The organism is Cribrihabitans neustonicus (assembly GCF_048820895.1).
GTDB classification, from domain to species: Bacteria; Pseudomonadota; Alphaproteobacteria; order Rhodobacterales; family Rhodobacteraceae; genus Cribrihabitans_A; species Cribrihabitans_A neustonicus.
In genome coordinates this window covers 918,485-943,547 of the sequence record NZ_JBMERQ010000001.1, presented here as the reverse complement: position 1 = coordinate 943,547, position 25,063 = coordinate 918,485, and the positions used below count along the sequence as shown (strand labels likewise).

The window sequence follows — 25,063 nt, the reverse complement described above, 5'->3', positions numbered from 1 at the left end:
GCGCCAGTCCGAGGTACGCCAAACGGCACCAACGATCTTGCCGCGCACAAAACCTGCGCCGCGCCGCGTCAGGCTTTTCTTTTGTTCTGCACTGGCATAGGCTTTGCTGCGTTGCATCATGGCCGGGGAGGAAACCAATGGCGGAACAGAACAAGCCACTGCTGATAAAACGCTATGCGAGCCGCCGGCTGTATAACACTGAGACCAGCGATTACGTCACGCTGGAGGATATCGCGGGCTTCATCCGCGACGGCCGCGAAGTGCAGATCGTGGACCTGAAGACCGGTGACGACCTCACACGGCAGTACCTGCTGCAGATCATCGCCGAACACGAAAGCCGCGGTGAAAACGTGCTACCGGTTAATGTTCTCAACGACCTGGTTCGCAGTTACATGGTGCCGGGAGGCGGTGTGATGCCGCAGTTCCTGCAGACCTCCTTCGACATGCTGCGTGAGAGCCAGGCAAAGATGATGGAGAACATGAGCGCCATGAACCCGATGTCCAAGATGCCGGGGTTCGAGGCGGTGAAGGCGCAGCAGGAAGCCTTCCTGAAAGCGATGACTGGAGCCTGGCCTTCAGCCGAGCAGAGCGGCAAGTCCGAAAGCGGCGGCGAGGAGCTGGATGAGATCAAGAAGCAGCTCGCCGCGCTGCAGGAAAAACTCTCCAAGATGAAGTGACCCGCCCGGCTGCGGCCAGCCGGGGTGCAACCTCACTAACGGAAAAGCCCCGCTAGGAAATCCGGCGGGGCTTATTGCTTTTGCAGGGGCTATGCCAGCAGCGGCTATACCATGGGTGCAAGCCTCCCGGCGCGGAAGCAGCTCCGGCCTCACCGCGGTCCGAGGCGAGACATCTCGTTGTCTATAGCGGCCCAGGGGGTCAGGCGGCGGCCTGGTTCATCGTCTCTTCCGCTGCGGCCAGCAGGATGCCGGCAATCACGTCCAGTTCCTCGCGGCTGAGCCGCACCGGCAGGCGCACGTCACAGGCCTTCATCAGCATAGCGCGGGTCTGCGGCAGCTCCTGTTTCTCGGGGAGGAATTGCCAGTTCCAGTAAGCCCGCGCATTGTCTGCCGACAGGCCGAAGACCTGCACCTTCACACCTTTGGCAGCCGCCGCTGCTGCAAAGCGGCGGATAGCGGCCTCATTCATGCCCACGAGGTTGAACTGGATCGAATCCGGCGCCCGGCGTTCCGGCGTCAGCGGCGCGGGCACGTCGAACCAGGCGCAGGCATTGAGCCGCGCCGCCACGTAGTCGTGATTGGCCAGCCCGTCGCGCACCCGGCGTGCAAGTTCCGGCAGTTGCGGGCGGATGACCGCGGCCGACAGGTTGCTCATGCGCAGATTGTACAGCGGCAGCCGGTTCTGCCAGCGCTCGAAGGCGGCGGCCAGCGCGGGGCAGGGAGCGCCGTCCGCCGCCTGGTGCTTCTGCCAGTTATGTTCGTAGGCGCCCGACATGATCACTGCACGGGCCACGAGATCGGCGTCATCGGTGACCAGGATGCCGCCTTCGCCCGCGTTCACCATCTTGTAGGACTGGAAGGAGAAGCAGCCCACCCGCCCCAGGGTGCCGATGTTGCGCCCATGCCAGGTGGTGCCCAGCGAATGCGCCGCATCTTCAACCACCGGGATAGAGCGCGCGTCGCACAGGGCCAGGATCGCGTCCATGTCCGAGGTATGGCCGCGCATGTGGCTGATGATCACCGCTTGCACACCGTCCAGCCTGGCCTCGAAGTCGGCCATGTCGATCCGGTAGTTCCCGCCGACCTCGCAGAGTACCGGCACGCAATCCGCATGCACCACCGCCGACGGCACTGCGGCAAAGGTGAAGCCCGGGATCAGCACCCGCGCGTCGCGCGGCAGGCCAAGCGCCTTCAGCGACAGGAACAGCGCCGCCGAGCAGGAAGAGACGGCAAGCGCATATTTGCTGCCGAGGAGGGCTGCGAACTCCTGCTCCAGCAGCGTCACCGGCGCGTTCTCCGGCGCAGTGTAGCGGAACAGGTCCCCCGATTGCATCAGCGCGTCGATCGCTTCGCGGGCGGCGGCGGGGATGGGTTCGGCGTCATGCACATTGGGGGGAAGCGGCATATTTCAAATTCCTGAACTGTTACTTCCAGAAACCTAAAAGGACAGCGCGCGCTTGCCAAGGGCTGAGGCGCCTTTGCGGGCACCCGGTGGCGGAATTTCACAGAAGTGTTGCGAAGGAGGCCGGGAAAGCAGCCCCGCTGCGCTCAGATCCCGAGCCGGTCGCGCAGGGCAAACCAGGTCATCGCCAGCACCAGAAGGGGCGGGCGCATCCGCGGCCCGCCCGGAAAGCGCGGCGCGGGCACGCGGGCCATGGTGTCGAACCCTTCGGCCTGGCCCTGCACCGCCAGCGCCATCAGTTGGCCCGCGTGGGTGGCAGTGCCGACGCCGTGGCCCGAATAGCCCGAGGCCGACAGCACGTTGGGCGCCAGCCGCGCGAGGTAAGGCATCCGCTTCATGGTGATGCCGAGCGTGCCGCCCCAGGCATAGTCCACCCGCACGTCCTTCATATGCGGGAAGATTTCATGCATCGGCTTGCGCACCACCGCTTCGATGTCGGCAGGGAAGCGGTAGCCGTAGCTCTCGCCGCCGCCAAACAGCAGCCGCTTGTCGTGGCTCAGGCGGAAGTAGTTCACCACAAATTTGCTGTCTGCCACGGCGACATCGCGGGTCAGCACCCGTGCGGCCGCGTCTCCCAGCGGTTCGGTCGCGACGATGAAGTTGTTAATCGGCATCACCCGCGCCGCGACCTTTCTGTTGAGCCCGCCAAGGTAGCCATTGCAGGCAAGAATCAGGTGATCCGCCGTCACCCGCCCGCCCGCCGTGCGGACCCGGACACGGGCGCCTTCCTCGACCTCCAGCACCTCGCTCTGCTCGCAGATTTGCACCCCGGCCTTGGCGGCGGCGCGGGCAAGGCTCAGCGCGAAATTCAGCGGATGCAGATGCGCGGCGCCGTGATCCAGGATGCCGCCCTTGTAGGCGGGGGAGGGGCACATGGCGTGGCAGGCCTCGGCATCCAGCAGCTCAATCCCGCCGTAGCCGTAGCGCTCCTGCAGGTGGCGGCCGTATCCGTGCAGTTCCGCTGCCTCCTTTGCGGTGAAACCGGTCCATGCGACGCCGGGCTTCAGGTGGCAGTCGGCCCCGTGCTTCGCGATCAGCGACTTGACCAGGTCCTTGGCTTCCTCGCCCAGCTGCCACAGCTTTTCCGCCTCGGGCCGGCCCATCAGCGCTTCCAGTCCCTGCTGGTCCATGCGCTGGCCGCTGCCCAGCTGCCCGCCATTGCGCCCGGAGGCGCCGAAACCCACCCGCTGCGCCTCCAGGAGGACGACCTTCATCCCGGCTTCCGCGAGATGCAGCGCCGCCGAGAGCCCGGTGTAGCCTGCGCCGACGACGCAGACATCGGCCGTCACCTCTGCCGACAGCGCCGGGAACGGGTCCATCGGCACGGCGGTGGCCGCGTACCAGCTCTCGGGGTAGGCCCCCTTGCGGTCATTGGCATAAAGCAGGTTCATCGCCATAACACAGCTCTCCCGGAAGCGGGGCGCCGCGTGAAGGCGCGTCCGCTCATCATCTTTCCATAAATACTCACTTGCCGGAGCGTTGCGGCCGGACGCGGCGCCCGGTTTCCGGACGCCGCACACGCCCCCGAACGCCCTCAGACGTTCAGCAGCAGATGCTCGCGCTCCCAGGGCGAGATCACCTGCAGGAACTCCTCGTATTCCGCGCGCTTCACGATGGAATAGACCCGGGCAAACTCCGGTCCCAGCACCTCGTGCAGGGCGCTGGCCTCATCGAACAAGTCCAGCGCCTGACCCATCACCTGCGGGATATCGCCTTCGCCTTCATAGGCATCACCCTTGAACTGCTTGCGCGGGCGGCGCTCTTCGACCAGTCCCAGGTAGCCGCAGGCCAGCGACAGGGCAATGCCGAGGTAGGGGTTGCAATCCATCCCCGCGATGCGGTTCTCCACCCGCCGCGCGGCAGGCCCTGACAGCGGCACCCGGATGCCGGTGGTGCGGTTGTCGCGGCCCCATTCCAGATTGATCGGCGCGGCGTGGTCCTTCACGTAGCGGCGGTAGGAGTTCACATAGGGAGCCATCACCGCAAGCCCCGACGGCAGGTGGTTCTGAAGCCCGGCGATGAAATGGTAGAAAGCATCGGTCTCGCCGCCCTGGGGGCCGGAGAAGATGTTCTCCCCGGTTTCCATGTCGATCACCGAGTGGTGAATGTGCATGGCCGAACCGGGTTCGGTTTCGATCGGTTTGGCCATGAAGGTGGCAAAGCAGTCGTGCCGGAGTGCGGCCTCCCGGATCAGCCGCTTGAAGTAGAACACCTCATCCGCCAGCTTGACCGGGTTGCCGTGCCGCAGGTTGATTTCGAGCTGCCCGGCGCCGCCCTCCTGGGTAATGCCGTCGATCTCGAAGCCCTGCGCCTCGGCAAAGTCGTAGATATCGTCGATGACGGGGCCGAATTCGTCCACGGCCGTCATCGAATAGGCCTGCCGCGCCGCTGCCGGACGCCCCGAGCGGCCCATCATCGGCTCGATCTCCTTGGCCGGATCGATGTTGCGGGCAACCAGGAAGAACTCCATCTCCGGCGCCACCACCGGTTTCCAGCCGCGGTCGTGGTAAAGCTGCACCACGCGCCGAAGCACGTTGCGCGGCGAATATGGGATCGGCCGGCCGTGCCGGTCGTAGGCATCGTGGATCACCTGCAGCGTCCAGTCCGCCGTCCAGGGCGCAGCCGAGGCGGTCGTCATGTCGGGCTTCAGGATCATGTCCTTCTCGATGAAGCCATCGTCATCCGCCGCTTCGCCCCAGTCGCCGGTGATGGTCTGGTAGAAGATGCTGTCGGGCAGGTGGAAGTAGTCCTGCTTGGCGAACTTCGACGCGGGCACCGCCTTGCCGCGGGCGATGCCGGGCAGGTCCGAGATGATGCATTCCACTTCGTCGAGCCGGCGGCCCTCAAGGTAGGTTTTGGCTGCATCGGGCAGCACGTCGAGCCAGGCGGCGGACATCAGGTCCTCTCTTTCTTGAAAAATTCTGCAAGGAATGCGGCAATATCGGCGTTGTGAAGCGGCCCTTCGAGGTGGGCGGCGGCGGCTTCCAGAATGTCGTCCGGCACCACGCCGCGGCCGCGCTTCTCGATCAGGCCGGCGACAAATCCGGTGGAAAATTCAGGGTGAGGCTGCAGCGTCCAGATGTGGTCGCCATAGGCAAGGATGCCGTTCCTGCAGAAGGCATCGCCCGCCAGCACCCGCGCGCCCGCGGGCGGCTCCAGCACCTGGTCCTGGTGCCAGGCGTTGAGCACCAGCGGCTTGCCGTCCTGCATGTAGGTGACCCGGCCCACGGCCCAGCCGCCCTCGAACTTGCCGACGGTGCCGCCAAGCGCCTGGGCGATGATCTGGTGGCCGAAGCAGATCCCGGCGAGGGGCTGTTGGCGGGCATCGATCTTCCGGATCAGCTCCTCCAGCGGCGGGATCCAGGCGTGATCCTCATAAACCCCGTGCTTGGAGCCGGTGATGAGCCAGCCGTCCGCGGCCTCGGGGCCTTCGGGGAAGCTGCCGTCGACCACGGCCCAGGTCTCGAATTCAAAGCCGTGGCCTGCCAGCAGGTCACGGAACATCCCATCGTAATTGCCGGAGGTGCCGATCAGGTCTTCAGGCGCGTGCCCGGTCTGCAAAATTCCGATTTTCATGGTTCACCTGATTTGATCAAATTGAGCCTAGCCGAGGCCAAAGCCCGCGGCAAGGCCCGCTGCCCAGTCCTGATTTACTGGGCCGCTATACCGCTTCCAGCCAGGACAGCCAATGCGAGGCTTCGGGGCGTTCGGCAAAGCCTTTCAGCTCCTGCCGCTTGACCATTACCAAGTTGCGGATTGCGAGCTCCGGAAGCACCCGGGCGATCAGCGGGTCGGTCTCGAACCAGTCGATCGCGGTCTGCCAGTCCTCGGCGAGCTGCGGCAGGCCTTTGATCTCGTAAATGTTGCCGCTGGACGGGGGAGGCGGCTGCATATTGTCCTCGATCCCCGCCATTGCCGAACCCAATACCGTCGCCAGCATCAGGTAGGGGTTGATGTCGCCGCCCGCGACGCGGTGTTCGATCCGGCGCGCCTTGGGGCTGCCGCCGGGAATGCGCAGCGCGGCGGTGCGGTTCTCATAGGCCCAGGCAGCGCTCACGGGCGCATGGGCGCCGGGCACCAGCCGGTCATAGGAATTGCCGTGCGGCGCGAAGATCAGCGTGCTGGCGGGCATCGCCGCGAGACACCCGGCGACCGCATTCAAAAGCAGGTCCGAGCCCCTTTCGCCGCCATCGTCGAATACGTTGCGCCCCTCCCGGTCCTCGACCGAGAAATGCACGTGCATACCGTTGCCGGCCTCTTCCGCATAGGGTTTCGCCATGAAGGTCGCGGCAAAGCCATGCTTGCGCGCAAGCCCTCTCACCAGCGCCTTGAACAGCCAGGCATCATCCGCGGCGCGCATCGCTTCCTGGTGGTCGAGGTTGATCTCAAACTGCCCCAGACCGCCTTCTGAGATCGCAGATTGCGCCGGAATTCCCATCATCTCGGCACCCTCGTAGAGGTCGCTGAAGAAGCTGTCGAAGGCGTCTAGCTCAGCCACCGACAGAACCGACTGCTGATCCAGCGGGCGCCCGGTCAGCGGGTCGATCGGCGGAGCCGGCTCCGGGCCGCTGTCGTCGATCAGGCTGAACTCCATCTCGGTTGCCGCCTGCACCGTCCAGCCGCGCGCTGCATAGCGTGACAGTACCTCGGCCAGCACATGGCGCGGGTCGCCGAGAAAGGCAGAGCCGTCTTCCCAGTACATCGCCATTGGCACCAGCGCGGAGGCGTTCTTCAGCCAGGGCATCGGCACCGCGCCGCGCTCGGTGGGCAGCATGATGCCGTCGGCGTCGCCGGTCGCGAAGACCAGCGGGTTGTCCTCCACGTCGCGGCCCCAAAGGTCGACGTTGAGGGTGGATACCGGCATCCGCGCGGCGCCGCCGCCCAGCTTTGCGGCCATGCCGACGGGCAGGCGCTTGCCGCGCATCTGGCCGTTCATGTCGCAGGCGGCAATGCGGATGGTTCTCAGTCCGGACAGGTCCATTTAAGGGCTCCCTAGTATCAATGCGCCAACCCTAGCGCAGAGATTTTGGTTCGCCAAGAAATTTGATCAAAAACTGAGAATGATCCTGCACCGAGGGGACGCGGACCGAAGGAGAAGCCCCGCCTTCTGCCAATCCGCCGCGCTGGAGATCAGCAGCGCAAAAAAAAATGGCCCCCCGGAGGGAGCCATTCTCGTATTGTTCGTCCTTCAGCGTATCAGGCCGGGGCGGAAGCGCAGCTTCATCTTGGCGCGGCGCTCCTGCGGCAGGTGCCGGTTCAGGTAGCGGTTGATCATCCCGAACAGCGCGATGATCGCCAGTGTCAGCAGGATGAAGTAGAAGGCCAGGATCGGGTAGGGAATGAAGGGGTTGAAGGTCTTGTCGGCGAAATAGTTCGCGTAATAGAGCGCATCGCCTTTTTGGCGCCAAACCGGAAACCCCGAGAAAAACACCAGCGTGGTCGCATGGAACAGGAAGATCGCCTCGTTGGTGTAGGCGGGCCAGGCCAGCCGCATCATGGTCGGCCACAAGATCTTGCGGAACCGCATCCAGCCGGTGAAGCCATAGGCATCGGCCGCCTCGATGTCGCCCTTGGGGATCGAGCGCAGTGCGCCATAGAAGATCTCGCCGGTGTAGGCGGCAGTATTCAGGAACAGGACGATCAGCGCGCCCAGCCACGCCGAGGAAAAGGCGTTGAACGCAGGCGAGACGCTTTTCAGGTTCAGGAACAGGAAGTAGGCGAAGAAGAACTGGATGAACAGCGGCGAGCCGCGGAAGATGAAGATGAACCACTCCGCAGGCTTGCGCCAGAGCGGGCTGGCGGCGTTCTTCGCCAGCGCCAGCGCATTGGCCAGCACGAAGCCGCTGAGCACCGCCAGAGTGCCGAAGTAAATGTTCCACAGCATCCCCGAGCCGATCAGGGTGAACTGCTCGCACAGGGTGAAGTCGCTGCGCGGCAGCAGCCGTTCGCCGAAGCCGATCGAGCGGAGGGCGTAATCCTGGATAGTCTCAAGACAGCTCATGCCGCTTTCCTTTGTGCTTCACCGGCCACCGTGGCTTGGCCGTGGGACAGGCGCCGGGTGATCCGCGCCAGCACCACCTCGGAAACTTTGGTAAAGGCGAGGTAGAAAATCAGCAGTGCGAGGAAGTACCACATCCGCCAGTCGCCATGCGGGTAATCGGTGAACCGCGGCGTTTTCGATTCACCCAGCTCCCGTGCCCAGTAGACGATGTCCTCGACCCCAAGCAGGAACAGCAGCGGCGTCGCCTTGATCAGCACCATCCACAGGTTCGAAAGCCCGGGCAGGGCATAGATCCACATCTGCGGCACCAGGATGCGCCAGAACGCCTGGCGGTGGGTCATGCCATAGGCCTCGGCGGTTTCCATCTGCGCCCGCGGCACCGCCCGCATGGCGCCGAACAGCACGTTGGCGGCGAAGGCGCCAAACACGATGGCGAAGGTCAGCACCGCCAGCGCGAAGCCATAGGCTTCGTGCACCCATTGCGGCGAGGTGCCAAGCGGCATCTTGGCGACGGAACAGACGATGAAATCGCTGCCCTGGCGCACCGGCGCGTCCCAATCCGGGCATTTCACCTTGTGGCGCAGCCATTCGATGCCCTGGTCGAGCGCGATCACGAAGAACAGGAAGAAGGCGATGTCCGGCACGCCGCGCACGATGGCGATATAGCCCTTGCCGAGCCAGGCCAGCGGCGCAATCCGCGCCCGCGCCGCTATCGCGCCGCCAAAGCCGAACAGCAGCGCCGTGGGCGCCGTCACCGCCAGAAGCAGCAGCACCGTGCCGAACGACTGATAAAAGGACATGTGCTTGCCTGTGGTCAGGTAGCAGGAAAGCCACGTGAGCCCATCAAGCGTGGCGGGGTCTGAGCAGTATCCGAAAATGACGGGCCTCGTCGTATTGGCGTGTTGTCTTGGAGGCAAGCTGCGCACAAGCCGCAGGCGGCGGCGCAAAGGGGAGAGGGGGCGGCCGCCGCCCCCTCAGGAACTTGCAATCAGAAGCGCGGGCTTTCCTCGCCCAGCCATTTGATGATCAGCTCGTTCAGGGTGCCGTCATCCTTCATGGACTGGATCGCCGCGTCGAACTTGCCGCGCAGTTCCGGGTCGGACTCGCGGAAGGCCATGCCGATGCCGCCGCCCAGCGGCACGTCATCGCCAACAAAGATCAGGTCGGAACCTTCGACTTCAGGCACCAGGAAGTCCTTGTCGGCCATCACCGCGTCAGCTTCGCCGGCCTTTACAGCGGCAATGGTTTCGTCCGGGGTCGGGAATTCCAGCAGGGTGGCGCCGGTGTCCACAACGTGGTTGGCCTGGATGGTGCCGGTCTGCGCCGCAATCACGCCGCCGTTCAGGTCCACATCCTCGGACAGCGCCGCATAGGCGGAGGCAGACGGCGGGGTGTAGTTCTGCGAGAAGTCCACCACCTCTTCACGTTCGTCCGTGATCGACATGCCGGCGATGATGGCGTCGTAGTTGCCGGATACCAGGTTCGGGATGATCGAATCCCAATCGTTGGTGACCCACTCGCAGGTCAGCTCGGCACGCGCGCACAGCTCGTCGCCCAGCTCGCGCTCGAACCCATCGACTTCGCCTGCGTCATTCAGGAAGTTGTACGGAGGGTAGGCGCCTTCGGTGCCAAGCCGGACGGTCTGGGCCAGGCCCATGCCTGCGGTCAGCGCCAGCACGGCGGTGCCAAGGATCAAAGATTTCATGGATTAACTCCCGTTATGGTTGGTTATGGTATTGGTTTTATTATTGCGCGTGGCGGGTGGAGGACAAGAACCCGCGCAGGCGTTCGGATCGCGTATTCCCAAAAACCTCGTCCGGGCTGCCCTCTTCCTCGATGAGGCCCTGATGCAGAAATACCACGTGATTGGAGACATCTGCGGCCATGTTCATGTCATGGGTCACGATCAGCATGGTGCGGCCCTCGGCGGCAAGGTCCCTGATCACCTTCACCACCTCCTGTTCCAGCTCCGGGTCGAGTGCGGATGTCGGCTCGTCAAACAGGAGCGCCTCGGGCTCCATGCAAAGCGCCCGTGCAATCGCCGCCCGCTGCTGCTGGCCGCCCGACAGCTGCGCCGGGTAGACATCGCATTTATCGCCGATGCCGACCTTTGCCAGATAGTGCCGCGCCTCCTCCTCGACTTCGGTGCGGTCGCGGCCGAGCACGGTGACGGGCGCCTCCATCACGTTCTGCAGGATGGTCATGTGGGACCAGAGGTTGAACTGCTGGAACACCATCGACAGATTGGTGCGGATGCGCAGCACCTGGCGGGCGTCCGAGGGACGCCGGTTCAGGCCCTTGCCGGTCCAGGTGATCGGTTCGCCTTTGAAGAGGATGTCGCCGTCCTGGCTGTCCTCCAATAGGTTGCAGCAGCGCAGGAGCGTCGACTTGCCCGATCCGGAAGAGCCGATCAGGGACACCACATCCCCGCGCCGGGCGGTGATGTCCACGCCTTTGATCACTTCCAGCTCCCCATAGGATTTATGGAGGCCGCGGATTTGCAGAACAGGCGTTGAATCGGTCAAGGTGTCGTCGTCCATCTGGTGAGAAATTCGTTCTTATTGGACCGAAAAAAAGACCGAATGCAATGTTCAAACCGCGTAACCTTGCCGCCGCCCTTCCGAAATGCACAGGCGGGCGTCCATTTGGGCGGTTTGATCAGGTCAATTCCGCAGCGCGGATTTTCTGGCCTGTCAGAACCGGGCCGGGCGGGGTCGGAACCGCCAGGTAGTCGGCCGCCGGGATCCGCACCACACCCTTCAAATGCAGGATCCCGCGGCTCTCTTCATCCAGCCCGCGGACCGCCGCTTCCAGCGCTGAAAACAGCGCCTCCGCGTCCTGTCCCAGCGCGGTGATGTAGGGCAGGGCGGGGGTCGGCACACTGCGCTCGACTTCGCAGAGATCGCCGGCAAAGCCGTCGTAGCGGCGGATCAGCTCCCAGCTCAGCGCATCAAGGGATGCAAAATCCGCGCGCCCTTCCGCCACCGCTCGCGCCGAAGCGCGGTGCCCGCCGGTCTCCGCCAGCGCGCCGGGCAGGATGCTGCGGTCATGCAAATGCACCATCGGCGCCGCCCAGCCAGACTGCGACAGCCCCTCGTTATAGGCAAACGTGCGCCCGGCAAAGGCGCTCAGCGGCTGGCCGGCGTCCGCCTTCCGGGCAATGAACACGCTGTTGTAATACCCCGGGGGACACCCCGGCAGGCCGTAGTCAGGCGTGCCCACCAGCTGCACATGGCCATATAGCCGGGTGCGGTACGGGCAGCCGCAGGTCTGGGAAAGCAAAAGGTCTGGCGATTGCCAGACCTCCCACATATCCGCATCCCGTGTCAGCCGCTCCGGGCCGCCGCCCAGCCGGGCCCGCACCAGGCCCCATAGCGTGTCGTTTGCGGCCGCTGTCTCCGGCCGGTCGTACATTGCAAGATGAGCAATCAAAGGGAAGCCTCCGCCCGTTTGCGCGCCCTGGCGCTTTCCACATCGGAAATTCCGAGGAGATTGGAAGACAGCCGCAGCAGCGCGTCCTCGCCCGCGTCGCGGCGTCCGTCGGCCAGCGCCACCTGCCACAGCGCCTCGATCACCGCGATGCGGTCCTCGAAGGGAACCGCTTCCTTGATGGCGCGGGTGAAGCGCACGGTGTCCGGCGCCTCCGCCTCCAGCGCCTCCGCCTGTTCGCGCAGGAGGATCGCCTCGCCCGTCTCCAGCCCGTAACGGGTGCCGAGGATGCGGTCGATCCGGTCCTTTTCAACTTCGGCGTAATTGTGATCCGACCGCGCGATGCGCACCAGCAGCGCGGTCAGCGCCAGCCGCGCATCGGCATCGCCCAGCGGTGCGGGGGCGGGCTCCAGGAGCCGCTGCAGCAGCGCCGCGATCACTGGCCCGTCTCCGGTGCGGGGTCCATCTTCTCCATTGCCCGGGCGCGCGCTGCCTGGCTGTCGGCATAAGAGAGCCCCATCGCCTTGCGCGCATCCTCCAGGATCGTGACTTCGCCTGCGTGTTCCTCGCCGTCGGCCAGTACCACTTCCCACAGCGCATCCAGCGCTGCGAGGCGCTCCTCGAGGCCGGTGGTCTCGCGGATCAGCCGGCCGAAGGTGTCGGTCTCCGGCGCTGCCGCATGCAGCTTTTCGCAGGTAGCGCGCACCTTGGCAGCCTCGATCGCGTTGTGCTGATAGAGCCGGGCCAGGATGCGGTCGATCAGGCTGATCTCCTCAAGCTGATAATCCCGGTCCGACTGCGCCACCCGCACCAAAAGCGCGCCAAGCGCCAGTTCTGCATCCGGATCCGGCAGCGCTGGCGGTTCGGAGGGGCGGAACGCCTGGAAAAATTTCTTGAGCAGCGGCATGGGGCCTCCTGAGGTCGTGCAGCCGGCCCGGCAGAGCTAGCCGCCGTAGCCTTCGATAATCGCCATATCGCCTGTCGACACCGGGTCGCGCAAGGCTTTCGCGTCCTGATAGGCAATTGAATCATAGCAGGCCTTGGCGGTTTCGAAATCGGGAAACTCGATCACCACGGTGCGTGCGCGCAACGCGCCCTCACGCAGCTCGCGCGGGCCGCCGCGGACCAGGAAACGCGCGCCGTATTCCGCGAAAGGCGCGGCATTGGCGGCGATATACTCCTTGTAGCGCTCCATATCGTCCACATCCACATGCGCCACCCAATAGCCTTTGGGCTTCGATCCTTCGGGCATGGGAGCCTCCCGTTTTTTGTTAACTTTTCGTCAGGCTCGTACAATTTAACAGCGAAGACAATGGCGCAGTACCAAGGATTTTCCCCGCCGTGCCGGATTTAACGCTGACGGCGAGTTAGACCGCACCTGTGGCTTCTCCTCTGCGAAAGATGCGATGAAGACCGAGCAACGCCGCCGCCCGGGTGCGCGCCGGCGATGCGCGGCGGCCTTCGGCCTTGTTCCGCGCCATAATAAAAACGCCCGCCGGAAAGGCGGGCGTTTCGACTAAAAAATGAGGGGCAGGGGCTCAGGCGATCTCGGCCAGGCGCGCCAGCGCCTCCGTGAGCTTGGCTTCCTCTTCCTCGCGCGCGGCGAGGTTTTCCTTGGCTTCCGCCACCACCTCCTCCGGGGCCGAAGCCACGAACTTCGGGTTGTTCAGCCGCCCGCGCAGGCCGCCGAGCTCCTTAGCGAGCTTGCCAAGGGTCTTCTCCAGCCGCGCCTTTTCGGCATCGACGTCGATCAGATCCGCCAGCGGCATCCCGAAGGAGGCGCCCGGCACCGCGATCACCACCGAGCCTTTGGGCAGGCTGTCCGCCTCCTGCAGGTCCTCGATCCGCGCCAGCCGCTTGATTAGCGCTTCGTTGCGCGCCCAGGCGGCGCGGCCGAAATCGTCGATTTCGGTTACCAGCATCTGCACCTTGGCGCCCGCGGGCACGTTCATCTGCGCCCGCGCCGAGCGGGTGCTGTCGATCACCGAGATCACCCAGTTCATTTCGCGCTCGGCTTCCGGGTCCACCAGATCGGCGGCCGAGTAGGCGGGCCAGTCCGCATGCACAAGCATCTTTGCCGCATCGCCAGTCCCGTAGCCGCGGCCCGCAGTCACGTTCCACAGCTCTTCGGTCACGAACGGCATCACCGGGTGCATCAGGATCAAGCTTTGATCCACCGCCCAGGCAAAGACCTTGCGGGTTTCTTCCTGCGCCGCCGCATCGCCGGTCTGGAAGACCGGCTTGGTGAATTCCAGGTAACGGTCGCAGAAGGTGCCCCAGAAGAAGGCATACATCGCGCTGGCCGCATCGTTGAAGCGGAAGGCCTCAAAGGCCGCATCCACATCCTCGCGCAGCTTGGCAACCTCGCCGATGATCCAGCGGTTGAGCGGCAGGCTGGCCGCGGGCGGCTCCGCCCCGCGCTCGGCGCTGAAGGCGTCGATCACGTTGTCGCCGTAGGAGCAGGCCTGCCAGATTTTGGTGACGAAGTTGCGGTAGCCCTCGATCCGCTTCATGTCGAGCTTCAGCACCCCGCCGAGCGAGCCCATTGCCGCGTTGGTGAAGCGCAGCGCGTCGGCGCCGTATTCGCCGATGATCTCCAAGGGGTCGATGACGTTGCCCGTGGACTTCGACATCTTCTTGCCCTTGGCGTCGCGCACGAGGCCATGCAGGTAGACGGTGTCAAACGGGATCTGATCCACGACAGCCAGCTGCATCATCATCATCCGCGCCACCCAGAAGAACAGGATGTCCTGCCCGGTTACCAGGGTCGAAGTCGGGAAGTACCTCGCCATCTCCGGCGTCTCGTCCGGCCAGCCCAGCGTGCCGATCGGCCACAGGCCGGAAGAGAACCAGGTGTCCAGCACGTCGGGCTCGCGGAACATCGGCACCTGCATCGGGCCTTCGAAGCTCTGGATCGTGCCCTCGTCGCGGGTGTCCAGCAGCTTGCGCTGCTCAGCCAGGATTTCCACCGCTTCCTGCTGGTCGGCGACGATCCGGAATTCGGTCCCTTCGGCCGACTGCAGGCGCGCCTTCTCCACCGCTTCCTCTTCGGTGGCGGCGCAGATCGGGTACCAGTCCTCCTCGCCGGGGATGTACCAGACCGGGATCTGGTGGCCCCACCAGAGCTGGCGCGAGATGCACCAGGGCTCGATGTTCTCCAGCCAGTGGTAGTAAGTCTTTTCGCCGGACTCGGGGATGATCTTCACCTTGCCGTTGCGCACAGCATCCAGCGCCGGGCCGACGACCTTCTCGGCGTCCACGAACCACTGGTCGGTCAGCATCGGTTCGATCACCACCTTGGAACGGTCGCCGAAGGGCTGCATGATCGGCTTATTCTCGACGTAAGGCACCAGAGCCTCGGTGTCGTTGCCCTCTGCGTCCGTGCGGGTCTCGGTGACCATCACGGCAAGGCCTTCGCCGGTGATCTGCTCGACCACCAGTTTGCGGGCTTCGAACCGGTCCAGCCCGCGCAGCTCATCCGGCACCAGGTTGACCGCGTCGGCCTCAGCCTCGGTGAGGGTCTTCTCCCCCTTGGCCACCGCCATCGCCAGTTCCGCGTCCTCGGCGTAAGGCGCGCCATCGGCCCGCATCCGGCCGCGGGTGTCCATCAGCCGGTACATCGGGATACCGCCACGCTTGGCGACCTGGTAGTCATTGAAATCATGCGCGCCGGTGATCTTCACCGCGCCGGAGCCGAAATCCGGATCCGGGTATTCATCGGTGATGATCGGGATCAGGCGGCGGTGCTCTTTCGGGCCCACCGGGATCTCGCACAGCTTGCCGACGATGGGGGCATAGCGCTCGTCCGAGGGATGCACGGCCACCGCGCCGTCGCCCAGCATGGTTTCGGGCCGGGTGGTGGCGATGGAGATGTAGTCGCGCTCCTCCTCGAGGATCACGTTGCCGTCCGCGTCCTTCTCCACATAGGTGTAGGTGGCGCCATTCGCGAGCGGGTACTTGAAGTGCCACATGTGGCCCGCAACCTCGATGTTTTCCACCTCAAGGTCGGAGATCGCGGTCTCGAAATGCGGGTCCCAGTTCACCAGCCGCTTGCCGCGGTAGATGTAGCCCTTCTCGTACATTTCCACGAAGACCTTGATGACGGCATCGTGGAAGTTGGGAGAGTTCTCGTGGCCCACCCGGGTGTCGCCTTGCGCGCCGGCCATGGTGAACGCGGTGCGCGAGAAGTCGCAGGAGGCGCCAAGACGCTTGAGCTGCTCGACGATGGTGCCGCCGGATTTCTCCTTCCACTCCCAGACCTTCTCCAGGAACGCGGGACGGGTGAAATCGGTGCGCTTCTTGCCTTCTTTGGCAAGCTCGCGCTCCACCACCATCTGGGTGGCGATGCCCGCATGGTCTGTGCCCGGCTGCCACAGCGTGTCGAAACCCTGCATCCGCTTCCATCGGATCAGGATGTCCTGCAGCGTGTTGTTGAAGGCATGGCCCATGTGCAGAACGCCGGTCACGTTCGGCGGCGGGATCATGATGCAATAGGCAGAAGCTTCGGGCTTGGCATGTGCGCCTGCCTTGAAGCAGCCGGCCTTCTCCCAGGCCTCGTAAAGGCGGTTTTCGGCGTCCGCCGCGTTGAAGGTCTTTTCCATCGCCATCGTCACGATCCCTCTTGCAATTGGCCGTTCCCATACCGAATGGCAGCGCGAAGGGGAAGGCGGATGTGGGATTTCTTCTCCCGCGGGCGGTGCCGGCTGGGGCAGGCCGGGGAATTCTAGGTGTTTGCCGTCAGAAAGTAGCGGTAAAGATTTCTTAACCTGACTCGTGCCACTCTACTTATGCGGTACAGGCTGGGGAGCCAAGGATCGCGTCAGGAAGTAGCGGCCTTTGCTGGCGGGCAGGAATGTCCCTTTGAGGACGGACGGCCCGTCGGCATTGGCACGCAATTTCTCCTGCTTTTCGACCGGAAGTGCCCGATTGCGCCTCCGGCGGCTCTGCCGGGAAACCGCAGCGGCCGCGGGCGTTTCACCCTGTGTGTTTGAACAGGCCGTGCAGCTGGCTCGAAGTTTTCCTTCGAAGCCTATGACTTTGGCTAGATTTTGCGTCGAACGGTTCACTTCCCATCTTCCGGTGCCGGCGCACGGCGGCACCGAGCGGGAACTGAGAGCAGCGCCACGGATTTGCAAAGGTGCAAGCGCTTCGCCACGGCCTCACTGCCCGGTGCGGTCCAGTTTGGTGGCGAGATGGATCAGGCTTTCGGAGGAACGCACCCCGCGGGCGTCGGCAATGCGGTCGATGGTGTCGTCCAGCTCCGCCGTGCTTTGCGCCACCACCTGGGCGAGCAGATCGAAACGACCGGAGGTGGTATGCACCACTTCAACCCCGCTCAGCCCCTTGAGCCGCGCCAGCACAGCCGGGCCGGAGCGCGGTTCGATCGACATCAGCACCGTGGCCTGCAGGGGCGGGCGTGCCGCGGCGGAGGGTTTCAGCGTGTAGCCCGAGATCGCCCCCACCGCCTCCAGCCGCTCGATCCGCGCCTGTACCGTGGTGCGCGCGAGACCCAGCCGCCGGGCGAGTTCGGCCACCGGGCGGCGGGCGTTCTCGCGCAGAAGCGCCACAAGGCGCTGATCAATTTCGTCACTTTGCATGAGGTGCCTGCGATCTGCCGTCTATCTCCGTCACTATAGGCGAAGTGACGATTAAAATCGACGCCTCACCGGCGGAAAATAGCAAAAACGAACGAGGTTCCTTCTGATGCAGCAGATTCCGCCGCTCTGGCTCTCCCCCGAAACTCACCTGGCCCGCAGCACGCCGGATCACCCGATCCTCTACTTTGCGCCACGGGTGCTGCATGAGGTGGCGGCGCGGTTTCAGGCCGGCTTCCCGGGGCTGGTGACCTACGCGGTGAAGGCCAACCCGCATCCGGCGGTGCTGTCCAACCTGGTGGCGGCGGGGATCACTGCTTTTGACGTGGCGTCGCCTGCGGAGATGACGGCGGTGCGCGCAGCGGGACCCGATGCGGTTATGCATTACAACAACCCGATGCGCTCGGACGCTGAGATCGCGGCCGGGATAGACCATGGCGTCGCCAGCTGGTCGGTAGACGAGGCGGGGGAGCTGGAGAAACTCACCGCCGTGCCGCGCAGCTGCGAGATCGCGGTGCGGTTCGCGCTGCCGGTGAAGGGCGCGGCCTATGACTTCGGCAGCAAGTTCGGCGCCGCTCCCGAGGATGCGGTAACGCTGCTGAAACAGGTGGCCGAAGGCGGCTGGACGCCTTCGCTCTGCTTCCACCCCGGAACCCAGTGCGAGGACGAGACCGCCTGGGTCGAATATATTCACGCCGCGCGCCGCATCACCGATGCCGCGGGCGTGCGCATCGCGCGGCTTAACGTGGGCGGCGGTTTTGCCGCCAACCGCAATGGGGAGGCGCCGGACCTGGAGCGCGTCTTTGCCGCCATCGGCCGGGCCGCGGAACAGGCGTTTGGGCCGGACGGACCGCTGCTGATCTGCGAGCCGGGCCGGGCGATGGTGTCAGAGAGTTTCACCCTGGCTGCCCGCATCAAGGGGATGCGCGGCGGCGGCGGCGTGGTCTTCCTGAACGATGGCATCTACGGGGGACTGGTCGATATCCGCGATATGGGCCTCCCCGGCCGGGTCGAGGTGGTGGGCGCCTGCGGCAGCCGCCGCACCGGCGCGCGTAAGCCCCGGGTGGTGTTCGGGCCGACCTGCGACAGCCTCGACCGGCTGCCCGACGGGCTGCCATTGCCGGAGGACACGGTTGCGGGCGATTACGTGCTGTTTCCCGGCCTTGGTGCCTATTCTTCGGCGATGAGCACACAATTCAATGGCTATGGCCTCAGCGACGTGGCGACGGTGATCGAGCTCACTGGACATTCCCGGATCTGAGCCTAGTCTCGCCCCCGGGCTGCATGCCCGCAGAAAAAGAGGGGCAAGCATGGAAAAGTTCGGCAAGAGCCAGCCCGCGAAGCGGGTGGAGGACGTCCGCTTTCTGACCGGGCAGGGGCGCTACATTGAGGATGCGGCGCCGGCGGGCGCGCTTCGGGCCCATGTGCTGCGCAGTCCCGTGGCGCACGGGGAGATCACCGCGCTGGAAGTGGCGGACGCGCGCACGGCAGAAGGCGTGCATGCGGTGTTCACGCTGGAGGATCTGGAAAACGCAGGTGTCGGCGTGTCGATGGATGCCACCACGGTGAAGAACCGCGATGGCAGCAACGGCGCCGCCCCCGAACGCCCGGTTCTGGCGCGCGGCCGGGTCCGCTATGTCGGGGAGCCGGTGGCGGTAGTGATTGCCGATACGCTGGAACAGGCGCGCGATGCGGCAGAGCTGATCCAGCTGGAGATCGAGGATCTTCCGGTGAAACTCGACCTCGCCCCCGGCGGCGAACCGCTGCACGCGGCCGCGCCGGACAACCGCGCGTTCGACTGGGGCATGGGCGACGAGGCGGCGACGGAAGCGGCCTTTGCCGGCGCGGCTCATACCGTGTCGCTCCACGTCGGGGACAACCGCATCATCGTGAGCGCGATGGAGCCGCGCGGCTGCTTTGCCGAATGGCAGGACGGCAGGCTGCATTTTGCCTTTGGCGGGCAGGGCGTCTGGGGGATGAAGACGCAGCTGGCTGAGCGGCTGAACCTCGACGAGGGCGCCGTGCGCGTCACCACCCCGGATGTCGGCGGTGGCTTCGGCATGAAGGCCTCGCCTTATCCCGAGTATTTCGTGGTCGCCCATGCCGCCCGCACGCTGAACCGCGCAGTGTTCTGGATCGCCGACCGCGGCGAGTCGATGCTGAGCGATAATGGCGGCCGCGACCTCACCTCGCTGGCGGAGCTGGCCTTTGACGCTGATCTGAAGATCACAGCTTACCGCGTGCGCACCCGCTGCAACCTCGGCGCGTATAACGCGCCCTTCGGCCAGCCGATCCAAACCCAGCTTTTCAGCCGGGTTCTGGCGGGCGTCTACGACATTCAAACCGCCTGGCTGCAGGTCGAGGGGTATTACACCAACACCGTGCAGGTGGATGCCTACCGCGGCGCCGGCCGTCCCGAGGCGATCTATGTGCTGGAGCGGGTGATGGACCGGGCGGCGCGCGAGCTGGGGGTGGATCCGTGGGAGCTCAGGCGGCGAAACTTTATCGCGCCGGAAGCGTTCCCCTATCAGACCGTCACCGGAGAGGCATACGACGTGGGCGACTTCAGCCGCATATTGTCCCGGGCCGCCGAAGAGGCGGATCTCGCAGGCTTCCCCGCCCGCCGTGAAGCGGACAGTAAAGACGGCAAGCTGCGCGGGATCGGGCTGTGTTACTATATCGAAAGCATTTTGGGCGATCCTTCGGAAGGTGCGGAAGTCGAGTTTCTGGAGGGCGGCCGTGTGAATATCTGTGTCGGAACGCAAAGCAACGGGCAGGGGCATGAAACCGTCTATGCCCGTTTCCTCGCGGATCAGTCCGGCATCCCGGCAGAGAAAATTCAGGTGGTGCAGGGCGACAGCGACCGCATCGCCCAGGGCGGCGGCACCGGCGGCTCGCGCTCGGTCACCACGCAGGCCAATGCGACGCTTGCCACGGTGGACGCGATGATTGCTGCCTTCACGCCCTTCCTCGCGGAGCAGATGGGCGTGGAAGAGGCCGATCTGCGCTTTGACGGCGAAACTTTCCGGGCGCCCGGCTCCAACCTCACGCCTTCGATGCTGGAGGCAGCGGAGATGGCCCGCGCGCAAGGCCGTACTGACCTGCTTCGTCACACGGCGCGGGCCCGGCTGCCGGGGCGCTCGTTTCCGAACGGCGCCCATGTCGCCGAGGTTTCGATCGATCCGGAAACTGGGCAATCGGAGGTGGCGCGCTATACTGTAGTTGACGATTTCGGTAATCTGATCAACCCGATGCTGGCCGAGGGCCAGGTGCACGGCGGGGTGGCGCAGGGGCTGGGACAGGCCATGCTGGAGCGGGTTGTCTACGATGAAGACGGGCAGCTGCTCACGGCCTCTTTCATGGACTATGCCCTGCCGCGGGCCGGCAGCCTTCCGATGATCGGATTCACCTCCGAGCCGGTGCCTTCGACCCGGAATCCAATGGGGATGAAGGGCTGCGGCGAGGCGGGCACCGTCGGCGCGCTTGCGGCGCTGGCCAACGGGGTGCAGGACGCGGTCTGGGACCGCGGTGTGCGGCAGGTCGACATGCCGTTTACACCGCACAGAATGTGGGAAGTGTTGAGGGATGTTTCTGACGCAGCTGAGTAGGCGGGTACTAGGGTGGCTGGGACGGCCCCTGCGATCGGAACATTCCGGCGAAACGAAGCTGCGCGGGCCGCAGGCCCATGTGATCATCCTCGATGGCACCATGTCGACGCTCGACCGGGGCCATGAGACCAACGCGGGCCAGACCTTCCGGCTGTGCCGCGAGATGAGCGGGCAGGTCTCGGTCTTCTATGAATCCGGGGTGCAATGGAAGGGCTGGGGCAGCGCGCCCGACGTGATGATGGGTCGGGGCATCAACCGCCAGATCCGCCGCGCCTACGGCTACCTCGCCTCCCGCTACCGCCCCGGCGACCGGATCTATCTCTTCGGTTACTCCCGTGGTGCCTATGCGGTGCGTTCGCTGGCGGGAGTGATCGACCGCATCGGCCTGCTCAAGGCGGAACACGCCACCGTGCGCAATATCCGCACTGCCTACCGCCATTACCGTCTGAACGGACGCTCCAAAACCGGCGCGGCGTTCTCCCGGGCTTACTGCCACGAGGCGGTGGAGATCGAGATGCTGGGTGTCTGGGACACGGTGAAGGCACTCGGCCTGCGGCTGCCGCTGCTGTGGCGCTGGGCCGAAAACCGGCACAGTTTTCACAACCATGAGTTGGGTCCGCATATCCGCAGCGGCTACCACGCGCTGGCGCTGGAGGAAACCCGGGAGGTTTTTAAGCCGGTGCTCTGGGACTGCCCCGAGGGCTGGGGCGGCCATATCGAGCAGGTCTGGTTCCGCGGCGCCCATGGCGATGTCGGCGGCCAGCTCGGCGGGTTTGAGGCCGCACGGCCCCTGGCGAATATTCCGCTGATCTGGATGCTGGAAAAAGCCGAGGACCGCGGGCTGCCGCTGCCGACGGATTGGCGCATGCGCTTCCCGGTCGACCCCTGCGCGCCCTCAGTAGGCACCTGGCGCGGCTGGGGCAAGATCTTCCTCTTGCGAAGCCGCCGCCGGGTCGGGCTCGATGCCAGCGAGCGGCTGCACAGCAGTGTCGAGGCCGGTAAACAGGCCGAGGCGGCAGCGGGAAGCAGCGGCGGCGGCAGCGGTGGCTGGCTGGCGATGTTTTCCAAGACCTGACGGTCGGCTGGGTGGTGAATGGCGCGAAGAGCCGTCGCCCGCACGGGCGGCGAAGGCGTTTGTAAACGCCTTGGTGTTGCGCTGCGCCGCAGCGTTCCGGCGATCGATGGCATGAAATACCCAGGGCGGCCGGGAGCCTGCGAGCCTCACCGGCGTGTAGCGCTGCTGCCCCGGTCCATCTCCTGCAGAAGCCGTTTCAGCGACAGTGCGACGATCAGCTTGTGGGCCGGGCGTACCACCAGCATGTAGAGGCGGCCGAACAGGCTGTGGGTTTTCACGGACGAGGTCACGGACAGCACTCCGCTGTTGCAGGTCACGCAGGTCATCACGTCCAGATGCCGATCCCGCACGGTGAGGGTCAGGACCTCCTCCGTCAGCTTCGCCACCGTGAAGAAATCCAGCTTGCCGCCGGGTCTGACACCCCCTTTCGGCTGGCCCGAGATACCGCCGATGCGCTTCACGCCGAAAGGGGCGCAAATCGCGTCGCGGAGCCGGAACGCCAGCTTCATGCCGGGCAGCGGCCGGGCGTGCATCAGCCTCCAGGCGTCCAGCGGAGTGATGGGCGCGGGCAGAACAACGGATTGCGTGTCCAGGAAATCCAGTTCCCCGGCGGGGGCCAGAACCTGAATGCGGGCCGTGGCGGCGCGGGCCAGACTGTCCGGTGGCATCAGAAATCCTTTCGGGGCAGGCAAAACGCTGACCCGGAGCTTAAACCAACCGCCGCGGGCAGCAATCCCGGAAAGAGCTGAAGGCTACCGGCCTGCGATATTCATCACGATGCAAGTGGTCGAGCCGGTGGCATAGAGCCTGCCGTCCTCCACCCCGCGGATCTCGCCGTGCGCGACGCCGGTGGAGCGGCCTGCGTGATCGGTGAGGCCGGTGCAATCCACCGTCACCCCCAGCGGGATCGGCCGCAGAATGTTGATCTTGTATTCCAGCGTTGTGTAGGCCGAGCCCCTTGGTACCCGGGTCATCACCGCGCAGGCCATGGCGCTGTCCAGCAGCGTCCCGTACCAGCCGCCATGGACCGTGCCCATCGGGTTGGTAAAGGCAAACTCCGGCGTGCCGCGGAACACCACGCGGCCCTCCTCGACCTCGGAAAGGCGGTAGCCCAGCGTCTTGGCGATCGGCGGGCCGGGCAGACGGCCCTCCAGGATGCCCTGCATGAATTCCAGCCCGGACATCTCGGTGATCTGCTGCATCGTCAAAAGGTCGGAGGGCTGTTGGGCATAGAACATGGCGCGCGTCTTTCCAGGCAGGGAGATTTGCCCCACTTAGAAAGCGCGCCATCTTGCCTGCAAGCTTTACGCTACGTTTTCGAGCACCACCTTCGGCGTGATCCCCAGCGCAAAGCAGACATCGCGGGTCAGTTCGGGCCGGTTCAGCGTGTAGAAATGCAGCTTGTCCACACCGCCCTCCAGCAGGTCCGAGCAAAGCTCGGTGCAGATCGCTGTCGCCAGCAAATCCTCGCGGTCGTCGCGCACCGCCTTGTCAAAGGCATCCTCAACCCATTGTGGAATGATGGTGCCGCAGCGGCGGGCGAAGTTGCGCGCGCCCTTCCAGTTTTCGATCGGCAGGATCCCTGGGGTGAGCTTGCTGCCGTCGATCCCTGCCTTCTCGCAGGCATCGCGGAAGCGGAAGAAGGTCTCCGCCTCGAAGAAGAACTGAGTCAGCGCTTCGTCGGCGCCGGCATCCAGCTTGCGCTTCAGCCACTCGACATCGGCGGCCTGGTCGGCGGCCTCCGGGTGGCGGTCCGGGTAGGCGCCGACACGGATGGTGAAGCCGCCGCGCGCCGCCAGCCCTTCGATCAGTGCGACCGAGTCGGCAAAACCTTCGGGATGCGGGGTGAACTTGCCTTCGCCCTTCGGCGGGTCGCCGCGCAGGGCGACGATCTCGCGCACACCGGCTTCGGCAAACTGGTCCGCGATCTCCAGGGTTTCCGCCTTGGAGGCGTTGACACAGGTCAGATGCGCGGCAACGTTCAGGCCGGACGAATTATGCAGCGTCGCCACCGCATCGCGGGTGAGCGAGCGGGTGGTGCCGCCGGCGCCATAGGTTACCGAGACAAAGCGCGGATCCATCGGAGCGAGCACCTGCACCGTGTCCCAAAGCCGGAAGGAGGCTTCGAGAGTCTGCGGCGGGAAGAATTCGAAGGAAATCTCTGGCGTCGTCATTTCAGGTCTCTCGCTGTGTTGATTTCGTCTCTTGTTGCACGCGCAGCACTGTGAGACAATTTCATAATTCTCAAGAACAACATGAGCGACATCATAGGATGCATATCGAATTCCGCCATCTCCGCACCATCAAGGCCATCCACGAGGCCGGCGGGCTGGCCCGGGCTGCGGATCAGCTGAACATCACCCAAAGCGCGCTCAGCCATCAGGTAAAGGGTCTGGAAGAGCAGGCCGGCGTCGAGCTGTTCATCCGCCGCTCCAAGCCGATGAAACTCTCGCCCGCGGGCCTGCGGCTCCTGCGCCTGGCCGAGCAGGTGCTGCCGCAGGTGGAGGCGGCGCAAGCCGAGTTTTCCTCGTTGCGGGACGGCCACGCGGGGCGGATGCACATCGCCATCGAATGCCACGCCTGTTTCGAGTGGCTGTTCCCGGTGCTGGAGGCTTTCCGCAAGAGCTGGGGCGATGTCGATGTCGATATCCGCCCCGGCCTTGCCTTTGACGCGCTGCCTGCACTGCAGAAGGAGGAGGTGGATCTCGTGGTCTCCTCTGATCCCGAGAACATTCCCGGCGTCGAATTCATCGAACTGTTCGACTACAACGCTGTTTTCGTTGCCTCCTCCCACCACCCGCTGGCGGAAAAACCCTATGTGGAGGCGGAGGACTTCCTCGGCCAGGTGCTCATCACCTACCCGGTGGAAAAGTCCCGGCTCGACGTCTTCAGCCAGCTGCTGACGCCCGCCGGGGTCGAGCCCGCCTCGATCCGCCAGGTGGAGCTGACCGCGGTGATCCTGTTGCTCGTCGCCTCCAACCGCGGCGTTTCGGTCCTGCCGGACTGGGTGGTACGGGAGGTGAAATACTCGTCCGACTACGTGACGCGGCCGCTGACCAAGGCCGGAATCACCCGCAGGCTCTATGCCGCGATCCGCAGCGAAGACCGTGAGAAGCCCTATACGCAGGAGCTGATCCGCCTCGCGAAAATCGAGGCGCGCAAGCTGCAGCAGCAATAGATATTTGCGCCCGGCCCCGCCGGGGCCGGGCGCAAACAA

The 25,063-nt window shown here is 65.0% G+C and carries 23 protein-coding genes; 5 read left to right on the top strand and 18 right to left on the bottom strand.

The window, feature by feature from the left end; genetic code table 11:
- Positions 1-137 precede the first annotated feature (137 nt).
- A complete protein-coding gene (gene phaR, locus ACOHWE_RS04495) occupies positions 138-677 on the top strand; it encodes a polyhydroxyalkanoate synthesis repressor PhaR (RefSeq protein WP_420664437.1) in 540 nt (179 codons plus the stop codon).
- 199 nt (positions 678-876) lie between these two features.
- Here the strand turns inward: phaR and ACOHWE_RS04490 are convergent, their stop codons facing one another.
- From ACOHWE_RS04490 to ACOHWE_RS04420, 15 genes are all read right to left on the bottom strand, one after another.
- The gene (locus tag ACOHWE_RS04490; RefSeq protein ID WP_420664436.1) at positions 877-2,082 is read right to left on the bottom strand and encodes a DegT/DnrJ/EryC1/StrS family aminotransferase; all 1,206 of its coding nucleotides are present in this window, start codon (positions 2,080-2,082) and stop codon (positions 877-879) included.
- A gap of 143 nt (positions 2,083-2,225) precedes the next feature.
- Positions 2,226-3,536: an NAD(P)/FAD-dependent oxidoreductase gene (locus ACOHWE_RS04485; RefSeq protein WP_420664434.1), complete on the bottom strand. Its 1,311-nt coding sequence runs from the start codon at positions 3,534-3,536 to the stop codon at positions 2,226-2,228.
- 137 nt (positions 3,537-3,673) lie between these two features.
- Positions 3,674-5,035 (bottom strand): glutamine synthetase family protein, encoded by a 1,362-nt coding sequence (locus tag ACOHWE_RS04480; protein WP_420664433.1) that lies wholly within the window; start codon positions 5,033-5,035, stop codon positions 3,674-3,676.
- Positions 5,035-5,715 carry a type 1 glutamine amidotransferase gene (locus ACOHWE_RS04475; RefSeq protein ID WP_420664431.1) on the bottom strand — a complete coding sequence of 227 codons (681 nt, stop codon included), beginning with the start codon at positions 5,713-5,715 and terminating at the stop codon, positions 5,035-5,037. Before ACOHWE_RS04475 ends, ACOHWE_RS04480 begins: the two co-directional genes overlap by 1 nt.
- An 85-nt stretch (positions 5,716-5,800) precedes the next feature.
- Positions 5,801-7,120 (bottom strand): glutamine synthetase family protein, encoded by a 1,320-nt coding sequence (locus tag ACOHWE_RS04470; protein ID WP_420664429.1) that lies wholly within the window; start codon positions 7,118-7,120, stop codon positions 5,801-5,803.
- A gap of 207 nt (positions 7,121-7,327) precedes the next feature.
- On the bottom strand, positions 7,328-8,140 hold the full coding sequence (locus ACOHWE_RS04465) for an ABC transporter permease (protein ID WP_420664427.1): 813 nt from the start codon (positions 8,138-8,140) through the stop codon (positions 7,328-7,330).
- The gene (locus ACOHWE_RS04460) at positions 8,137-9,018 is read right to left on the bottom strand and encodes an ABC transporter permease (protein ID WP_420664688.1); all 882 of its coding nucleotides are present in this window, start codon (positions 9,016-9,018) and stop codon (positions 8,137-8,139) included. The genes ACOHWE_RS04465 and ACOHWE_RS04460 overlap by 4 nt, the downstream gene beginning before the upstream one ends.
- A 110-nt stretch (positions 9,019-9,128) precedes the next feature.
- A complete protein-coding gene (locus ACOHWE_RS04455; RefSeq protein ID WP_420664425.1) occupies positions 9,129-9,845 on the bottom strand; it encodes a transporter substrate-binding domain-containing protein in 717 nt (238 codons plus the stop codon).
- Positions 9,846-9,885: 40 nt separating this feature from the next.
- On the bottom strand, positions 9,886-10,665 hold the full coding sequence (locus ACOHWE_RS04450) for an ABC transporter ATP-binding protein (protein ID WP_420664686.1): 780 nt from the start codon (positions 10,663-10,665) through the stop codon (positions 9,886-9,888).
- A gap of 133 nt (positions 10,666-10,798) precedes the next feature.
- Complete coding sequence (locus ACOHWE_RS04445; RefSeq protein WP_420664423.1) at positions 10,799-11,572, bottom strand: phosphate/phosphite/phosphonate ABC transporter substrate-binding protein; 774 nt, start codon at positions 11,570-11,572, stop codon at positions 10,799-10,801.
- Positions 11,569-12,009, bottom strand: coding sequence for a tellurite resistance TerB family protein (locus ACOHWE_RS04440; protein ID WP_420664422.1), 441 nt, complete (start codon positions 12,007-12,009; stop codon positions 11,569-11,571). Before ACOHWE_RS04440 ends, ACOHWE_RS04445 begins: the two co-directional genes overlap by 4 nt.
- A complete protein-coding gene (locus ACOHWE_RS04435; protein WP_420664684.1) occupies positions 12,006-12,470 on the bottom strand; it encodes a tellurite resistance TerB family protein in 465 nt (154 codons plus the stop codon). Before ACOHWE_RS04435 ends, ACOHWE_RS04440 begins: the two co-directional genes overlap by 4 nt.
- Positions 12,471-12,512: 42 nt before the next feature.
- Complete coding sequence (locus tag ACOHWE_RS04430) at positions 12,513-12,821, bottom strand: DUF1330 domain-containing protein (RefSeq protein WP_420664421.1); 309 nt, start codon at positions 12,819-12,821, stop codon at positions 12,513-12,515.
- A gap of 286 nt (positions 12,822-13,107) precedes the next feature.
- Positions 13,108-16,176 (bottom strand): valine--tRNA ligase, encoded by a 3,069-nt coding sequence (locus ACOHWE_RS04425; protein WP_420664419.1) that lies wholly within the window; start codon positions 16,174-16,176, stop codon positions 13,108-13,110.
- Positions 16,177-16,728: 552 nt separating this feature from the next.
- Positions 16,729-17,166 (bottom strand): Lrp/AsnC family transcriptional regulator, encoded by a 438-nt coding sequence (locus tag ACOHWE_RS04420; protein WP_420664418.1) that lies wholly within the window; start codon positions 17,164-17,166, stop codon positions 16,729-16,731.
- A gap of 106 nt (positions 17,167-17,272) precedes the next feature.
- On the opposite strand from ACOHWE_RS04420, the gene ACOHWE_RS04415 reads away from it, so the two are divergent.
- The 3 genes from ACOHWE_RS04415 to ACOHWE_RS04405 are packed head-to-tail and all read left to right on the top strand — an operon-like array spanning position 17,273 to position 21,846.
- Positions 17,273-18,424, top strand: a complete 1,152-nt coding sequence (locus ACOHWE_RS04415; protein WP_420664417.1) for a type III PLP-dependent enzyme — start codon at positions 17,273-17,275, stop codon at positions 18,422-18,424.
- A gap of 49 nt (positions 18,425-18,473) precedes the next feature.
- Entirely contained in the window at positions 18,474-20,771 is a 2,298-nt protein-coding gene (locus ACOHWE_RS04410) for a xanthine dehydrogenase family protein molybdopterin-binding subunit (protein ID WP_420664416.1), read from the top strand.
- The gene (locus tag ACOHWE_RS04405) at positions 20,749-21,846 is read left to right on the top strand and encodes a DUF2235 domain-containing protein (protein WP_420664415.1); all 1,098 of its coding nucleotides are present in this window, start codon (positions 20,749-20,751) and stop codon (positions 21,844-21,846) included. The genes ACOHWE_RS04410 and ACOHWE_RS04405 overlap by 23 nt, the downstream gene beginning before the upstream one ends.
- A gap of 146 nt (positions 21,847-21,992) precedes the next feature.
- On the opposite strand, the gene ACOHWE_RS04400 is transcribed toward ACOHWE_RS04405, so the two are convergent.
- The 3 genes from ACOHWE_RS04400 to ACOHWE_RS04390 form a co-directional block, all read right to left on the bottom strand.
- Positions 21,993-22,514 (bottom strand): DUF2867 domain-containing protein, encoded by a 522-nt coding sequence (locus ACOHWE_RS04400; protein ID WP_420664413.1) that lies wholly within the window; start codon positions 22,512-22,514, stop codon positions 21,993-21,995.
- A gap of 84 nt (positions 22,515-22,598) precedes the next feature.
- Positions 22,599-23,084, bottom strand: a complete 486-nt coding sequence (locus ACOHWE_RS04395; protein ID WP_420664412.1) for a PaaI family thioesterase — start codon at positions 23,082-23,084, stop codon at positions 22,599-22,601.
- 66 nt (positions 23,085-23,150) lie between these two features.
- The gene (locus ACOHWE_RS04390) at positions 23,151-24,020 is read right to left on the bottom strand and encodes a methylenetetrahydrofolate reductase (protein WP_420664411.1); all 870 of its coding nucleotides are present in this window, start codon (positions 24,018-24,020) and stop codon (positions 23,151-23,153) included.
- A gap of 98 nt (positions 24,021-24,118) precedes the next feature.
- On the opposite strand from ACOHWE_RS04390, the gene ACOHWE_RS04385 reads away from it, so the two are divergent.
- Positions 24,119-25,024, top strand: a complete 906-nt coding sequence (locus ACOHWE_RS04385; protein WP_420664409.1) for a LysR family transcriptional regulator — start codon at positions 24,119-24,121, stop codon at positions 25,022-25,024.
- The last annotated feature ends 39 nt before the right edge of the window (positions 25,025-25,063 follow it).

Coding starts and splice junctions, on each gene's coding strand:
- phaR (WP_420664437.1), top strand. CDS start 138: ATGGCGGAACAGAACAAGCCACTGCTGATAAAACGCTATGCGAGCCGC.
- ACOHWE_RS04490 (WP_420664436.1), bottom strand. CDS start 2,082: ATGCCGCTTCCCCCCAATGTGCATGACGCCGAACCCATCCCCGCCGCC.
- ACOHWE_RS04485 (WP_420664434.1), bottom strand. CDS start 3,536: ATGGCGATGAACCTGCTTTATGCCAATGACCGCAAGGGGGCCTACCCC.
- ACOHWE_RS04480 (WP_420664433.1), bottom strand. CDS start 5,035: ATGTCCGCCGCCTGGCTCGACGTGCTGCCCGATGCAGCCAAAACCTAC.
- ACOHWE_RS04475 (WP_420664431.1), bottom strand. CDS start 5,715: ATGAAAATCGGAATTTTGCAGACCGGGCACGCGCCTGAAGACCTGATC.
- ACOHWE_RS04470 (WP_420664429.1), bottom strand. CDS start 7,120: ATGGACCTGTCCGGACTGAGAACCATCCGCATTGCCGCCTGCGACATG.
- ACOHWE_RS04465 (WP_420664427.1), bottom strand. CDS start 8,140: ATGAGCTGTCTTGAGACTATCCAGGATTACGCCCTCCGCTCGATCGGC.
- ACOHWE_RS04455 (WP_420664425.1), bottom strand. CDS start 9,845: ATGAAATCTTTGATCCTTGGCACCGCCGTGCTGGCGCTGACCGCAGGC.
- ACOHWE_RS04430 (WP_420664421.1), bottom strand. CDS start 12,821: ATGCCCGAAGGATCGAAGCCCAAAGGCTATTGGGTGGCGCATGTGGAT.
- ACOHWE_RS04425 (WP_420664419.1), bottom strand. CDS start 16,176: ATGGCGATGGAAAAGACCTTCAACGCGGCGGACGCCGAAAACCGCCTT.
- ACOHWE_RS04420 (WP_420664418.1), bottom strand. CDS start 17,166: ATGCAAAGTGACGAAATTGATCAGCGCCTTGTGGCGCTTCTGCGCGAG.
- ACOHWE_RS04415 (WP_420664417.1), top strand. CDS start 17,273: ATGCAGCAGATTCCGCCGCTCTGGCTCTCCCCCGAAACTCACCTGGCC.
- ACOHWE_RS04410 (WP_420664416.1), top strand. CDS start 18,474: ATGGAAAAGTTCGGCAAGAGCCAGCCCGCGAAGCGGGTGGAGGACGTC.
- ACOHWE_RS04405 (WP_420664415.1), top strand. CDS start 20,749: ATGTTTCTGACGCAGCTGAGTAGGCGGGTACTAGGGTGGCTGGGACGG.
- ACOHWE_RS04400 (WP_420664413.1), bottom strand. CDS start 22,514: ATGCCACCGGACAGTCTGGCCCGCGCCGCCACGGCCCGCATTCAGGTT.
- ACOHWE_RS04395 (WP_420664412.1), bottom strand. CDS start 23,084: ATGTTCTATGCCCAACAGCCCTCCGACCTTTTGACGATGCAGCAGATC.
- ACOHWE_RS04390 (WP_420664411.1), bottom strand. CDS start 24,020: ATGACGACGCCAGAGATTTCCTTCGAATTCTTCCCGCCGCAGACTCTC.
- ACOHWE_RS04385 (WP_420664409.1), top strand. CDS start 24,119: ATGCATATCGAATTCCGCCATCTCCGCACCATCAAGGCCATCCACGAG.